The sequence below is a fragment of the Streptomyces sp. NBC_00075 genome (assembly GCF_045041225.1).
Taxonomy (GTDB): domain Bacteria; phylum Actinomycetota; class Actinomycetes; order Streptomycetales; family Streptomycetaceae; genus Streptomyces; species Streptomyces adonidis.
In genome coordinates this window covers 7,520,913-7,535,463 of record NZ_CP108243.1, presented here as the reverse complement: position 1 = coordinate 7,535,463, position 14,551 = coordinate 7,520,913, and the positions used below count along the sequence as shown (strand labels likewise).

10 protein-coding genes are annotated in these 14,551 nt (G+C 70.1%); 4 read left to right on the top strand and 6 right to left on the bottom strand.

Features of this window, described 5'->3' with window-relative positions; all coding sequences use genetic code 11:
- Positions 1-238: 238 nt before the first annotated feature.
- Entirely contained in the window at positions 239-697 is a 459-nt protein-coding gene (locus OG787_RS32995; RefSeq protein WP_405537640.1) for an NUDIX hydrolase, read from the bottom strand.
- Between the two features lie 282 nt (positions 698-979).
- Between OG787_RS32995 and OG787_RS32990 the strand changes: the two genes are divergently transcribed.
- The gene (locus OG787_RS32990) at positions 980-4,279 is read left to right on the top strand and encodes a S8 family serine peptidase (RefSeq protein ID WP_405537638.1); all 3,300 of its coding nucleotides are present in this window, start codon (positions 980-982) and stop codon (positions 4,277-4,279) included.
- Between the two features lie 128 nt (positions 4,280-4,407).
- Here the strand turns inward: OG787_RS32990 and OG787_RS32985 are convergent, their stop codons facing one another.
- From OG787_RS32985 to OG787_RS32970, 4 genes are all read right to left on the bottom strand, one after another.
- Positions 4,408-5,199, bottom strand: a complete 792-nt coding sequence (locus OG787_RS32985; RefSeq protein ID WP_369036189.1) for a hypothetical protein — start codon at positions 5,197-5,199, stop codon at positions 4,408-4,410.
- A gap of 1 nt (position 5,200) precedes the next feature.
- Positions 5,201-5,731 carry an RNA polymerase sigma factor gene (locus tag OG787_RS32980; protein WP_235479097.1) on the bottom strand — a complete coding sequence of 177 codons (531 nt, stop codon included), beginning with the start codon at positions 5,729-5,731 and terminating at the stop codon, positions 5,201-5,203.
- Between the two features lie 259 nt (positions 5,732-5,990).
- The gene (locus tag OG787_RS32975; RefSeq protein ID WP_405537636.1) at positions 5,991-7,301 is read right to left on the bottom strand and encodes an FAD-dependent oxidoreductase; all 1,311 of its coding nucleotides are present in this window, start codon (positions 7,299-7,301) and stop codon (positions 5,991-5,993) included.
- Between the two features lie 32 nt (positions 7,302-7,333).
- Complete coding sequence (locus OG787_RS32970; RefSeq protein ID WP_405537635.1) at positions 7,334-8,950, bottom strand: aldehyde dehydrogenase family protein; 1,617 nt, start codon at positions 8,948-8,950, stop codon at positions 7,334-7,336.
- A 128-nt stretch (positions 8,951-9,078) separates the two neighbouring features.
- Between OG787_RS32970 and OG787_RS32965 the strand changes: the two genes are divergently transcribed.
- Both OG787_RS32965 and OG787_RS32960 read left to right on the top strand, forming a co-directional pair.
- Entirely contained in the window at positions 9,079-9,780 is a 702-nt protein-coding gene (locus OG787_RS32965) for a TetR family transcriptional regulator (RefSeq protein WP_405537634.1), read from the top strand.
- A gap of 317 nt (positions 9,781-10,097) precedes the next feature.
- Entirely contained in the window at positions 10,098-11,117 is a 1,020-nt protein-coding gene (locus OG787_RS32960) for an aspartate-semialdehyde dehydrogenase (protein WP_405537633.1), read from the top strand.
- A gap of 208 nt (positions 11,118-11,325) precedes the next feature.
- Here the strand turns inward: OG787_RS32960 and OG787_RS32955 are convergent, their stop codons facing one another.
- Entirely contained in the window at positions 11,326-11,808 is a 483-nt protein-coding gene (locus OG787_RS32955) for a DUF1203 domain-containing protein (protein ID WP_405537632.1), read from the bottom strand.
- Positions 11,809-11,919: 111 nt separating this feature from the next.
- Here OG787_RS32955 and pepN point away from each other — a divergent pair, with 111 nt between their 5' ends.
- On the top strand, positions 11,920-14,502 hold the full coding sequence (pepN, locus tag OG787_RS32950; RefSeq protein WP_405537630.1) for an aminopeptidase N: 2,583 nt from the start codon (positions 11,920-11,922) through the stop codon (positions 14,500-14,502).
- The last annotated feature ends 49 nt before the right edge of the window (positions 14,503-14,551 follow it).

The window sequence follows — 14,551 nt, the reverse complement described above, 5'->3', positions numbered from 1 at the left end:
GTCTCCCCGAGTGCGAACGCGTCGGAAGTGGTCACGGGCGATCGCAGTCGCGAACGTCCCGCTCACTCTGGATGCTTGGCATCTGGGATGACCTGCGCGTGAACGAGGCTGCAACGCGCGACGCCGATCACCGTACGTGGATCTTGGGCCACCCGGCCCGTTCACGACCGCACGGCGAACGGCCCGGAGTCGGTCACTCCGTGTTCATCTGACGGGGTACTGAACGTGTTCCCGGAGGCTAGCCGCCGGCCTTCGCCGCCCGCCCCGTGACCGGCCGCTCCAGCCACAGTTCCAGCCCGATGTCCACCATCCGGACCTTCGTCAGCCCGTCCACGGCGTCCAGGTCGTGCCAGGCGGCCAGGTCGGTGGAGCCGTTCGTCTCCGGGCGCAGTTCGCCGCCGGTGACCTGGCCTTCGTAGACCAGGCGCAGTCCCTGGTGGTCCTCCGGGCGGCGCCAGCGGCGGGTGGAGGTGTTGCGGAAGGAGTCGATGCCCAGCAGGCCCGTCACGTCGATGTGGTAGCCCGTCTCCTCCATCAGCTCACGGCGGACCGTGTCGTACGGGTCCTCTCCGTGCTCCATGCCGCCGCCCGGCAGCACCCATTCGTGGCCACCCCGGCCGTCGGGGCTGCGGGCGAGCAGGATCTGTCCGTCCCTGATGACGACGGCGTACGCGGCGACCCTCAACGTCTTGCGCATAGGGGGACGTTAGCGCGCAGGGCGGGAAGGTTCAGGTGGATTTTCCGACGTCGGGTACGAAGCACCGCGATTCGGACCGTATTCAGTCAAAGCGGATCGCGGGTTTTCCCCACTCGTTCATATAGTTTCGGTCAACCATCCCCAAACATCCGTCCCTTACGTAAAGCTATGTGATCGTCCGGCCTCTCAATTCCGGACCCTCTTGGCCAAGGTCGATCAACTCGGCCGCCCAACGCACGCCCCCCATACCTACGCACGCTCCTTTACCTACAAGGGATGCCGATGACCCTCACCCCTCAGCGCGAACCGATCTCGGGCGCGAGACGAGTGGCGCGCATAGCCGTGGCCGCCGGACTGGTGGCCGCTCTCTCCGCTGCCGGGCCCATACCGATGGCCTTCTCCGCGACCGATGCCCTTCCGGCCGACGGTTCCGTCAAGTCGGCGCACGACAAGCTCGGTTCCTCCGACGCCGATCTGCTCGCCGAGGCCAAGGCCGACGGCGCCAAGAGCGTCACGATGATGATCGCCACCGCGCCGGGCCAGACCGAGCAGGTCGCCGAGCAGCTGGACGCGGTCAAGGGCGGCTCGGTCGGCCGTACCTACGACAAGCTCGGGTACGTCCGCGCCACCGTCCCCACGGGGAAGGCCGACTCGGCCATCTCCGCCGCCGCGAAGCTGTCCTCCGTGCACGGCATCGACCTGCGGCAGGACATCCCGCTGGACGACCCGTCGCCGAGTGCCGACACCGCCTCCGCCCCCCAGGCGAGTGCCACCACCACTTACGCGGCGCCCGACAAGAACACCCCCGCGGTGAACCCGTACAACCCGTCCTTCGAGACGGGTGCCGTCGACTTCGTGAAGAAGAACCCGAAGGCGGACGGCCGCGGCATCACCATCGGCATCCTCGACTCGGGTATCGACCTGGCGCACCCCGCGCTCCAGAAGACCACCACCGGCGAGCGCAAGATCGTCGACTGGGTCACCTCCACCGACCCGCTGCTCGACGGCGACGCCAGCTGGCGCGCGATGATCACCCCGGTGGCCGGTCCCACCTTCACCTTCGCCGGGAAGACCTGGACCGCGCCCGCGGGCAACTACCAGGTGAACCTGTTCCGCGAGTCCGCGACCGCGGGCGGCGACGCCGCCGGTGACGTGAACCGCGACGGCGACACCACCGACACCTGGGGCGTGCTGTACGACAAGACCGCCGGCACGGTCACCGTCGACGTCAACGGCAACAACGACTTCAGCGACGACACGCCGATGAAGCCGTACAAGGACGGGTACCAGATCGGTTACTTCGGTACCGACAACCCGGCCACCGATGTCGCCGAGCGCCAGCCCTTCGTCGTGGAGATCCGCAAGGACGTCCCGATGGACCCGCTGGGCGGCACCTGGGTCGGCCAGAAGGCCGACTTCGCCAACATCGGCCTCATCAGCAGCGAGCACGGCACCCACGTCGCCGGCATCACCGCCGCGAACAGCCTGTTCGGCGGCAAGATGAACGGCGCCGCCCCCGGCGCGAAGCTCGTCTCCTCCCGCGCCTGCGTCTTCGGCCCGAGCTGCACCAACGTCGCGCTCACCGAGGGCATGATCGACCTCGTCGTCAACCGTGGCGTCGACATCGTCAACATGTCGATCGGCGGCCTCCCGGCGCTGAACGACGGCAACAACGCGCGCGCCGAGCTGTACACGCGGCTCATCGACACGTACGGCGTGCAGCTGGTGATCTCGGCCGGCAACTCCGGTCCGGGCGCCAACACCATCGGTGACCCCGGTCTGGCCGACAAGGTCATCTCGGTCGGCGCGTCCATCTCCAAGGAGACCTGGGCGTCCAACTACGGCTCCATCGTGAAGAAGAGCTACGCGATGATGCCGTTCTCCTCGCGCGGCCCGCGTGAGGACGGCGGCTTCACGCCGACGATCACCGCGCCCGGCGCCGCGATCAACACCACCCAGACCTGGCTGCCGGGCTCCCCGGTCGCCCAGGCGGGCTACACCCTCCCGGCCGGCTACTCGATGCTCCAGGGCACCTCGATGGCCTCCCCGCAGGCCGCCGGCGCCTCGGCGCTGCTGCTGTCCGCCGCCAAGGAGAAGGGCATCGCCCTCTCCCCGGCGAACCTCCGCACGGCCCTGACCTCGACCGCCGACCACATCAGCGGTGTGCAGGCGTACGAGGAGGGCTCGGGCCTCATCGACATCGTGGACGCGTGGAAGGCCATCAAGTCCGGCGCCACCGCCCACGACTACACCGTCAAGGCCCCGGTCGACACCGCGATCGACTTCGCGCTGAAGACCCCGGGCTTCGGCACCGGCCTCTACGACCGCGAGGGCGGCCTCAAGGCCGGCGTCAAGAAGTCGTACGAGATCACCGTGACGCGTACGTCCGGTCCCGCCAAGGCGGTCCGGCACGAGCTGAGCTTCGAGAACAACGCCGGTGACACCTTCAAGATCGTCGGCAAGCCCGAGGTCAAGCTGGAGCTGAACAAGCCGGTCACCGTCAAGGTCGCCGCGAAGTCGGCCACGGCCGGCATCAAGAGCGCGATCCTGGAGGTGGACGACCCGAAGACCGTGGGCGTCGACAAGCAGATCCTGACCACCGTCGTGGTCTCGAAGCCGCTCAAGTACACGTTCTCCGCGTCGGGTTCGGTGCAGCGCAACAGCACCCAGTCCTACTTCGTGACCGTGCCCGAGGGCGCCAAGACCCTGGAGGTCGCGATCAGCGGCCTGGCCGCCACCAGCCAGACCCGCTTCATCTCGATCCACCCGTACGGTGTCCCGGTCGAGGACACGGGCACGCCGTACTGCTACAGCAACTACCCGAACACCAACGGCTGCGCGCCCGACGTCCGTTCGTACCCGGACCCGCAGCCCGGTGTCTGGGAGATCGAGGTCGAGTCGCGCCGTACGTCGCCGCTGCTGGACAACCCGTACAAGCTGGACGCCACCGTCCTGGGCGCCACCTTCGACCCGGACGTCGTGACCGTCCCCGAGGCCAAGGTCGGCACGCCGATCGCCGCCTCCTGGAAGGTGACGAACAACCTGGCCGCGGTCGACGGCAAGCTCGCCGGCGGTCCGCTCGGCTCGTCGCTGAACGCCCGTCCGACCATCGAGGACCAGGCCGTCCAGACCACCACGGTCGAGGTGCCCGAGGGCGCCGCCTCCCTGGACGTCTCCATCGGCAACGTCTCGGACACGGCCGCCGACCTCGACCTGTACGTGTACGACGCGGACGGCAACGAGGTCGCCCTCTCCGCCGACGGCGACTCGGAGGAGGCGGTCTCCATCGCCTCGCCCGCCGCCGGTACGTACACCGTCCAGGTCGTGGGCTACGCGATCCCGGCCGGCACGACCGCGTACGACTACCAGGACGTCTTCTACTCGTCCGCCCTGGGCTCCATCCAGGTCGCCGACACCCCGGTGAAGCTCGCCACGGGCGCCTCGACGACCGTCTCCGGCAACATCGTCGCCTCGGCGGTCGCCCCGGAGGGCCGTGAGTTCTTCGGCCAGGTCTCCCTGGTGAACGCGCACGGCACCGTCGCCGGCATCGGCAACGTGAAGATCGAGAAGGTCACGCCGTAGTACCTGAGTTCCTACGGCGAGGTGATGGGGGGCGGGCGTCCGGTACCTGGTACCGGGCGCCCGCCCTTTTCGGTTCCCCCAGCGATCCCCTCGCGGTCCACTCGCGGTTCAGTCGTGGTCAGTCGTGGTCAGTCGCACTGGAGGGTGCGCGATTTCGGCAGAGCGGCCGTGATCGCGGCCCGTTCGGCGGCGATCTGCTTCTCGTCGGTGTCCCAGAGCGCGGGGGCCTCGGCGCCCTCCCGGATGGCGATCATCATGGGGCCGCCCACGACCGGCCGGGGGCGTGCGTCCCGGTCCATCAGGTACGTCACCTCGGCCGGGCCCGTGACCGGCTTGTAGTAGTGGGTCACGCGCAGGGTGATCAGGTCCAGGCCGGTGCCGGGTTCGGGGGTGACGGCGGTGACCGTGCCCTCGACGACCAGGCGGGAACAGGCCAGGTATCCCGGCGAGCTCATCGCGTGCAGGCTCCCCGCCTCCGGGACGCCCTCGTCGACCTTGGCACCCCCGTCAACGGCGCTCGCGTCCTTTCCGCTGTCGGCGGTCGACTGCGAGGAGTCGCCGGCCCCGCCTCCGGCCTGCGACAGGAGCCATCCCGCGCCCGTGACCAGAGACCCCGCGGCGGTCACTGCGGCGACGCCGAGGGCGAGGGTGCGCAGCGGACGCCAGTACGGCCGCTGCCGTACGGGAACCCGGACGGAGCCCGGCTTCCGTACACCCTCCGCCTCCATCTCCGTCTCCGTGCGCTCCTGCGTCGCCAGCGCGCCCCCGATGAGCCCCAACTGCTCGCGCAGCAGCGCCACATCGGCCGCCGCCGACCAGTGCTCGGCCATGAAGTCGGCGTCCGTGAGGGCCTCTTCGGGCAGCGGGTCGTCGGTCAGCGCGGCCATCAGGGCGTCCACGCCGTCGTATTCGGCGGCCACGTCACACCACCTCGTCCTCGTGCAGGCGGGTGCGCAGAGCCCGTACCGCCGCGTGCAGCCTGCTCTTGACCGTGCCCTCCGGGATGCCCAGCTCCTCGGCGATCCCGCGTACCGGCAGATCGGCGTAGAAGCGCAGGACCAGTACCTGGCGCTGCGGGTCGGGCAGTTCGTCAAGGCCCCGGGCGACGGCGAGGGAGAGCAGGCTCGTCTCCTCGCCGGAGGGGTGGGCCACCGGCTGGCGCAGCGACGCGAGCCGCTCCCCCAGCCGTTCCTGGCGGCGCTTGGCCCGGTGCCAGTCCATGGCGAGGTTGGAGGCCACGACCGCCACCCACGCCGAGACGTCACGCGGCGCCTCACGCCCGCTCGCGGTCCGCTCCAGCAGCCGCAGACGTACCTGTTGTACCCCGTCCAGCAGGTCCGCCTGCGGTACGCCGCCGAGCGCGAGCACCGCCCGGACGCGGCGCTCCTGCACCGGATCCAGCGGGTCGCCGTGTTCGTCCTCCTGGACGCGCCGGGCCTTTCTGCGCAGCACAGCACCCTCCCCCTCGCCGCGTTTCTCCTACGACGCCGAGGGCGCCGGAAACGTTCGGTGCGGCGCGGAGAAATTTTTCAGAGGGCGGTACGAGGGACCTCCAAGCGCGGCCACCGCCGCACGGTACGGGGGACCCCGAAGCGCGGTCACGGCCGCAAGTCCGCGCCGACGGCGGGGTCGAGCGCCTCGATCGCGGACCAACTCGGCCCGGTCGAGTCGGCCCGGTCGAGTCGGCCACTCACGAGTCGCTCCTGGGATCTCAGGCCGGGACGCGGGCGGCGATGTCGGGCTCGAAGAGGGCCGCCGGTGTGTCCATCAGCTGGACGACCCGGAGAAACGCGCCGGCCAGCACCGGATCCGTGACCGCGGCGGTGCGCAGACGGTCCAGGTAGGCGCCCGGCCCCGGGTCGAGTGCGGATCGGTCGCCGACCGTGTCCGGGAAGCGCAGGTCATTGGCCGCGACCGTGGTCCACGGCACGTCGATGACAGCCGCCGACTCGGTGAAGAACTGGGCGGCCACGTCCCCGGAGCCGTCCTTCAGCAGGCGGCCGAGGATGGTCGCCTCCAGCGCGGCCACGGTCATGCCCTGGCCGTAGACCGGGTTGAACGAGCACATCGCGTCGCCGGTGACCAGGAAGCCGGCCGGGAAACGGCTCATCCGGTCGTAGCGCCGCCGGGTGCTCGCCGGGTAGCGCATCTTCACCGGGTCGCCGAGCGGGGTGGAGGTGCGCAGGAGCGTGGCGACGTCCTGGCAGTCCAGTTCCGCCGCCCAGGCGACCATGCCGTCGTGGTCCATCGGCGGGACCTCACCGAACAGGCCGCTGATGTTGAGCGCCCAGGCGTCGCCCTCCTGGGCGAGGGCGAAACCACCGCGCGTACGTCCGGGGTACGCGGCGACGGCGGTGCCGTACCGGCCGTCGAGCTGGTCCGGCGTACGTCGGTAACGGCGCGTCACATAGGTCACCTGGGTCTCGATCCGCTGCTCCTCGACCTCCGGGTAGCCGAGCCGGCCGAGCCAGTGGCGGGCACGCGAGCCGCGCCCGGAAGCGTCCACCACCACGTTCGCGTCGTCGATGGTGATCTCCTCACCGGCGGCGACCGCACGCACGCCGACGACCCTTCCGCCGTCCGAGGTCGTCACCAGTTCGGTGACGGCGACCTCCGGACGTATCTCCACGTTCGGCAGCGCGGCGACCCTGCGCCGGATCGCCAGTTCGAGTAACAGTCGTCCGGCTCCCAGCCCGATCAGGCCGGAGGGCCCGGTGGCCAGCGGCCGCCCGTCCACCCACCAGTGCATCTCGTCCTGCACGTCGAAGGCCGGCGCACCGAGGCCGATCAGCTCGGCCGACAGCCCCTCGAACATCTCGTCCATCTCCCGCATACCGCGCGTCAGCAGCCCGTGTACGTGGCCGCCCTGCGGCACCCCGCGGCGGGGCTCCGGCCGCTCCGGCAAGGTGTCGCGATCGAGCAGGACGACCTCTTCGAAGGTCTCGTGCAGCGCCCGCGCGGTGAGCAGTCCCGCGAGCGAGGCCCCGATCACGACGGCGCGCCCATGAACCGATGTCCCCATGTGAGTTGCCCTTCTTTCTGTTTTTCTCGTTTTCAGGAACCGGAGCGGCGGAAACCCGCGCGTGTCGCGGCGAAGGCGAGGGCGAACAGCCGTGGCCAGGTGGGGCGGACGGCGTACCGGGCGAAGCGCGTCGACAGGTCGAGCCAGCCCCGCTTGCTCGTCATGATCAGGTGACCCGGCGAGGTGAAGCCGCTGACGACGATCGACTTCTCGGCGTTCTCGTATCCCAGGAGGTTGCCGAAGTTGCCGCGGCCGGAGACGAACTCGCGGCCCTCCTCGTTCCCGCCCCAGATGAGGTAGGGGTTCGTCCACACCACCGGCGGCATCGTGTTGACGCCGATGGCGCCGTAGCGGAGTTCCGTGACCGCGCGGTCGACGGTGGCCGCGTGGGCTTTCCTGGTGTCCTCGTCGATGAGGATCGTCGCGGCGAGGGTGCCGAGGAGCTTCTCGTTGGCGAACTCCACGGCGGCGGGCAGGAACGTCCCGGCGTCGGGCGCGACGTCGAGCGCGACCTCGCTCATGACCTGGCAGAACGCCTCGTTCTCGAGGGCGAATCCCTCGGTGCCGACGTCCTCGATCACCATGACCCGGGAAGCGGGGCGGCCGTCCACGGGCTGGACGATCCGCCCGCCCGGATAGGCGTCGCGGAAGGCCGCGAAGGTCTCCTCGACCCCGGGGTAGCTGGTGCTGGAGCCGGGCGTGAGGTCCCGCAGGGCGACGGTGATCGCGTCCAGGAGCTGCCGCCGCTGCGGCCAGTGCCGGCTCGTCACCAGGGTCTGCGTACGGCCGCAGATCGAGCCGCCGCTGATCGTGACGATGGTGGCGATCTGGAGCGCCTGGTGGCGGATCTCCCGCTCGGTCCACGGGCGGTCGCCGGGAACGACGACGCAGGGGTTGTTGCCGCCGCACTCGGAGACCAGTTCGGTGCCGGTGGCCTCCGTCTCGACGGCCTTCATGATCGCCTTGGCGGAGCCGGTCCCACCGGTGAAGTAGATCTTCGAGAGGCGGGGGTCGCGGGTCAGGGCGGGCCCTTCGTCGGCCGGGCAGAAGGCGGCCGCGTGGACGTCGACGAGCGGTTGCAGGATCTTCTCCCACACCCGGTCGGCGTCCTCGTTGAGGGGGTGGGGCTTGTGGACGGCCACGTAGCCGTCCACGAAGAGGGCCCTGATCATCTCGAACGACGACGCGACGTTCCCCGCCCCGAGCACGGCGACGATGCCGCCGGGTTTCGCGTAGGGGTCCACCTTGCGAGGCTCGCCGACGACGCGCAGTACGTCGGTCCGGTCGCCGCCCAGCAGGCGGTCCCTCCCCCGCGGGGAGACCCGGACGTCGAAGCGGCCGTCTCCGACGGGCGTGACCGCGAGCGGCTGGAGCGGGCGGCCGCGGACCAGGCCCTCGTACAGGTCGATGGCCGCCGCGACGTTCGAGGGCAGCGGCACCAGGACGCGCTGCACGCTGGTGCCGACCTGGTGGGCGTCGGCCGGGTTCGCGGGGTCGATGCCCTTCGCACGGCAGTCCGCCGACACCAGCTCGTCGAAGTGCCGGTCGATGTTCGCCTGGACCAGGCGAAGCAGCCTCAGCCGCTCCGCCGCCGGCGTGGCCTGCCATCGGGCCGGGTCGACCCAGTCGACAGCCTCCGTGGCCTTCATGGCGTACCCCTTCTCTCGGTGTCGGTGATGGCACAGGCCGCCGGGACAGATAGTGGACCGGCGGTACATTGAAATTAATGTACCGCCGGTCCACAGTCAATGGACCGGCGGTCGACTATCCTCGCGGGGTGGCTACTTTCCATCGCGCGCGCAGCGAGGAGCAGCGCGCGGTACGGCGGCAGAGCATCCTGGACACCGCGGCCGGGATGCTGGACGAGATGCCGGTCGCGGCGGTGAGCCTCAATGAGCTGAGCCGCCGGGTCGGGCTGTCGAAGTCCGCCGTGACGCTGTACTTCGAGTCACGCGAGGCGGTGCTGCTCGACCTGCTCTCCGAGGCGGCGGCCCGCTACCGGGCCGAGACCGCCGGGACGTTCGCCGGGTGGGCCGACCCGTCCGCACCGGTTCCGGTGAGAGTGCGCCAGGTCGCAGCACGGCTGGCCGCGACGTTCGCCGCCCACCCGATGCTGTGCGAGCTGCTGAGCGTGCAGCACGCGATCCTGGAGCACAACATCTCCGTCGAGGTCGCGACCAGGTACAAGAGGTCCTCGCGCGACGCCATCCGCTGGCTCGCCGAGCAGCTCCGCGACCTGCTCCCCGAACTCGACGACGAGCGGGCGCTGCGCGCCGCGCACATGGTCATCATCCTGGTCGGCGCCCTGTGGACCCGCAGCCGGCCGGCCCCCTCGCTGCTCGCCGCCTTCCAGGCCGACGCGAGCCTGGCGTTCATGCACCCGGCCTTCGCCGAGGCTTTCGAGGCCGCGATCGCGACCTTCCTCCGGGGGCTCATCGCGGAGACAGCCGACGCGACGGACGGGGCCGACTCGCTCTGACGGGCATCCCGCTTCTGCTCTGCCGCACATGACCGGCCGGGGCACCGACTCCCCAGAGGTGTACGTCACACCGCCGCGCCGGGCAGCACAGCTTGCGGTACGAGGCCCGCTCGGGGCGAATTTCTCCAGCTCAGCGGGGGTGTGCACCGCAGGTCCGCAACCAGTGATCCGGGATGCGCGTCCCACGCCTCGGGCATGACACGCAAAGAATTGGACAGGCTGGCCGGGGTCGGCCGCATGATGGAAAAAGCCGCACGCATGCAGGAACACGCATGCGGAACACGTAGGAACACGCAGATCGCGCAGAGGGAGTCGTCGTGAGGGTCGGAATCGTCGGAGCCACCGGTCAGGTCGGCACGGTCATGCGCAGGATCCTCGTCGAGCGGGAGTTCCCGGTCACCGAGCTGCGGCTGTTCGCGTCCGCCCGCTCGGCGGGGTCGGTCCTCGACGGTGTGACGGTGGAGGACGCGGCGACGGCCGACTACACCGGCCTCGACATCGTGCTGTTCTCGGCGGGCGGCGCGACCTCCAAGGCGCTGGCGGAGAAGGTCGCCGCGCAGGGCGCTGTCGTGATCGACAACTCGTCGGCGTGGCGCCGGGACCCGGACGTGCCCCTGGTCGTCTCCGAGGTGAACCCGCACGCGATCGCCGACCGCCCCAAGGGCATCATCGCCAACCCGAACTGCACGACGATGGCCGCGATGCCGGCCCTGCGTCCGCTGCACGCGGAGGCGGGCCTCGAGGCGCTGGTCGTCGCGACCTACCAGGCGGTGTCCGGGTCGGGGGTGGCCGGTGTGGCGGAGCTGCACGGGCAGGCGCAGAAGGTGGTCGCGGACGCGGACAAGCTGACGCACGACGGTTCGGCGGTCGACTTCCCCGAGCCGGGGGTGTACAAGCGGCCGATCGCGTTCAACGTCGTACCGCTGGCGGGCAATGTGGTGGACGACGGTTCGTTCGAGACGGACGAGGAGCAGAAGCTCCGGAACGAGTCCCGGAAGATCCTGGAGATCCCGGGGCTGAAGGTGTCGGGCACGTGTGTCCGCGTGCCGGTGTTCTCGGGGCACTCTCTTCAGGTGAACGCACGGTTCGCACGTCCGCTGTCGGTGGAGCGGGCGACGGAGCTGCTGTCGGAGGCACCGGGCGTGGTCCTCTCGGACATCCCGACCCCCCTCCAGGCGGCGGGCCAGGACCCGTCCTTCGTGGGCCGCATCCGCGTCGACGAAACGTCGGAGAACGGCCTGGCGTTCTTCGTCTCGAACGACAACCTGAGGAAGGGCGCCGCGCTGAACGCGGTACAGATCGCGGAGCTGGTGGCGACGGAACTGGGCGCCAGGTAGTCGTTTCCTCGCCCCCGCCGCCCCTACCCGTTCCCATCCCTGGGGGCTGCGCCCCCAGACCCCCCTTCGTCCTCAAACGCCGGACGGGCTGGGATGTCAGCCCGTCCGGCGTTTGAGGACAAGGCCCGTTCAGGGCCGGAGCGGGGGTCTGGGGGCGGCAGCCCCCAGAAGGATGGGACGGGTAGGGGCGGCGGGGGCGAGAAAGCCCCTACGGCGCCCGCCTCACCTCGTACAGAAAGCACCCGTACTCCACCGCCCGCACATGCACCACCGCCACCCCCGGATCAGCGAACGCCTCCTCGAACGCCTCCTCGAACGCTTCCTCGAAGGCACCCTCCACCAGCCGTCCCCCGACGATCCGCCCCTCCCCGGAGTACCTCCGCAGTACCCGCCGCGCCCGCGCGAACGGGTACCCCTCCCCCACCACCGGCCCCTCACACGCCTCCGCATGAATGAACACCGGGCCCTGTTCGTCGTACGGCCCTGCCTCGGCCCACCGCCGCAGCGGGGCGTAGGAGATGAGCGCGATCCGCTCCCCGGGCGTGCTGTGCCGCAGGCAGCAGCGCAGCGGCGAGCCCCCCTCCGTGTCCGTCAGGGGAACCAACTCGCGCCCCGCATCGTCAGCAGAACGCAGCCCTTTCAAGATCCGTGGACCGATGGGGCATACGGCATACGTCGTGTGCGTCGTCATGGCTCCACATTCGCGCCTGCCCACCCCGCTCACCGGCGGGTTCCGGACATCGCGTCGGCCACGGATCCCATGGAAGGATGGCGCAACCCACACATACGAGGAGATGACCGCGTGCCTGGCACAAACCTGACCCGCGAAGAGGCGCAAGCGCGGGCGAAGCTGCTCACCGTTGACTCGTACGAGGTCGAACTCGATCTCTCCGGCGCGCAGGAGGGCGGCACCTACAGGTCCGTGACCACGGTGCGCTTCGACTCCGCCGAGACCGGCGCGGAGTCCTTCATCGACCTGGTGGCCCCGGCCGTCCACGAGGTCACGCTCAACGGGGACGCCCTCGACCCCGACGAGGTCTTCAAGGACTCCCGGATCGCCCTGCCGGGACTGCTCGCCGGGCGCAACGTCCTTCGTGTCGTCGCCGACGCCGCCTACACCAACACCGGTGAGGGGCTGCACCGGTTCGTCGACCCGGTCGACCAGCAGGCCTATCTCTACACCCAGTTCGAGGTTCCGGACGCGCGCCGCGTCTTCGCCTCGTTCGAGCAGCCCGACCTCAAGGCGACCTTCCAGTTCACGGTGACCGCGCCGTCCGGCTGGACCGTCATCTCCAACTCGCCGACGCCCGAACCCAAGGACGACGTCTGGCGCTTCGAGCCGACGCCCCGGATCTCGACGTACATCACCGCGCTCATCGTCGGGCCGTATCACAGCGTCCACAGCGTGTACGAAGCCGACGGGCAGACCGTGCCGCTCGGCATCTACTGCCGGCCCTCGCTCGCCGAGTTCCTCGACTCCGACGCCATCTTCGAGGTCACCCGGCAGGGATTCTCCTGGTTCCAGGAGAAGTTCGACTACGCGTACCCGTTCAAGAAGTACGACCAGCTGTTCGTGCCGGAGTTCAACGCCGGTGCCATGGAGAACGCGGGTGCCGTCACCATCCGCGACCAGTACGTGTTCCGGTCGAAGGTCACGGACGCCGCGTACGAGGTGCGTGCCGAGACCATCCTCCACGAGCTGGCGCACATGTGGTTCGGCGACCTCGTCACCATGGAGTGGTGGAACGACCTGTGGCTGAACGAGTCGTTCGCCACCTACACCTCCATCGCCTGCCAGGCATACGCCCCCGGCTCGCGCTGGCCGCACTCCTGGACCACGTTCGCCAACTCCATGAAGACGTGGGCCTACCGCCAGGACCAGCTGCCGTCCACCCACCCGATCATGGCCGAGATCCGCGACCTCGACGACGTCCTCGTCAACTTCGACGGCATCACGTACGCCAAGGGTGCCTCCGTACTGAAGCAGCTCGTCGCGTACGTCGGCATGGACGCGTTCTTCGCGGGCGTGCAGGCCTACTTCAAGCAGCACGCGTACGGCAACACGCGGCTCAGCGACCTGCTCGGCGCGCTGGAGGAGACCTCCGGGCGCGATCTGAAGGCCTGGTCGAAGTCGTGGCTGGAAACGGCCGGCATCAACATCCTCCGTCCCGAGATCGAGACCGACTCGGACGGGGTCATCACTTCGTTCGCCATTCGGCAGGAAGCCCCCGCCCTGCCCGCCGGGGCCAAGGGTGAGCCCACCCTTCGGCCGCACCGGATCGCCGTCGGCCTGTACGACCTCGACGAGGCCAGCGGCAAGCTGCTCCGCGACGACGAGGACGGGCGGATCGAGCTGGACGTCGACGGCGAGCTGACGGCCGTACCGCAGCTGGTCGGCAGGCGTCGGCCGGCCGTGATCCTGCTCAACGACGACGACCTGTCGTACTCCAAGGTCCGCCTCGACGACGCGTCCCTCGCCTTCGTCACCGAGCACCTGGGCGACTTCGAGGCCTCGCTCCCGCGCGCGCTGTGCTGGGCCTCCGCCTGGGACATGACCCGCGACGCCGAACTCGCCACCCGCGACTACCTCTCCCTCGTCCTGTCGGGCATCGGCAAGGAGTCGGACATCGGCGTCGTGCAGTCGCTCCAGCGGCAGGTGAAGCTGGCGATCGACCTGTACGCCGACCCGACCGCCCGCGAGGCCCTGCTGACCCGTTGGACGGACGCCACGCTGGCCCACCTCCGGGCCGCCGAGGCGGGCTCCGACCACCAGCTGGCGTGGGCGCGCGCGTTCGCGGCCACGGCCCGTACGCCGGAGCAGCTGGACCTGCTGGACGCCCTCCTGGAGGGCACGCAGACCGTCGAGGGGCTGGCCGTCGACACCGAGCTGCGCTGGTCGTTCGTGCAGCGGCTGGCGGCCGTCGGGCGCTTCGACGAGGACCAGATCGCCGGCGAGTACGAGCGGGACAAGACGGCCGCCGGTGAGCGGCACGCCGCCACCGCCCGGGCGGCCCGTCCGACGCCGGAGGCCAAGGCGGAGGCGTGGGCGTCGGTCATCGAGTCCGACAAGCTGCCGAACGCCGTCCAGGAGGCGGTGATCGGGGGCTTCGTCCAGACCGACCAGCGCGAACTCCTGGAGCCGTACACCGACAAGTACTTCGCGGTGGTCAAGGACCTCTGGGACGCGCGCTCGCACGAGATCGCCCAGCAGATCGCCATCGGCTTCTACCCGGCGATCCAGGTGTCCCAGGACACCCTGGCGAAGACGGACGCCTGGCTGGCCTCCGCCGAGCCGAACGCCGCCCTGCGCCGCCTCGTCTCGGAGTCCCGCTCCGGCATCGAGCGCGCGCTCAGGGCCCAGGCGGCGGACGCGGCGGCCGAGTAGTCGGACGGCAGGCAGGTAGGTACGTAGGTAGGTAGTCGTACGGAGTTGG

Excerpts from the sequence above, each read along its gene's own strand:
- OG787_RS32995 (WP_405537640.1), bottom strand. The coding sequence starts at position 697 with ATGCGCAAGACGTTGAGGGTCGCCGCGTACGCCGTCGTCATCAGGGAC.
- OG787_RS32990 (WP_405537638.1), top strand. The coding sequence starts at position 980 with ATGACCCTCACCCCTCAGCGCGAACCGATCTCGGGCGCGAGACGAGTG.
- OG787_RS32975 (WP_405537636.1), bottom strand. The coding sequence starts at position 7,301 with ATGGGGACATCGGTTCATGGGCGCGCCGTCGTGATCGGGGCCTCGCTC.
- OG787_RS32970 (WP_405537635.1), bottom strand. The coding sequence starts at position 8,950 with ATGAAGGCCACGGAGGCTGTCGACTGGGTCGACCCGGCCCGATGGCAG.
- OG787_RS32955 (WP_405537632.1), bottom strand. The coding sequence starts at position 11,808 with ATGACGACGCACACGACGTATGCCGTATGCCCCATCGGTCCACGGATC.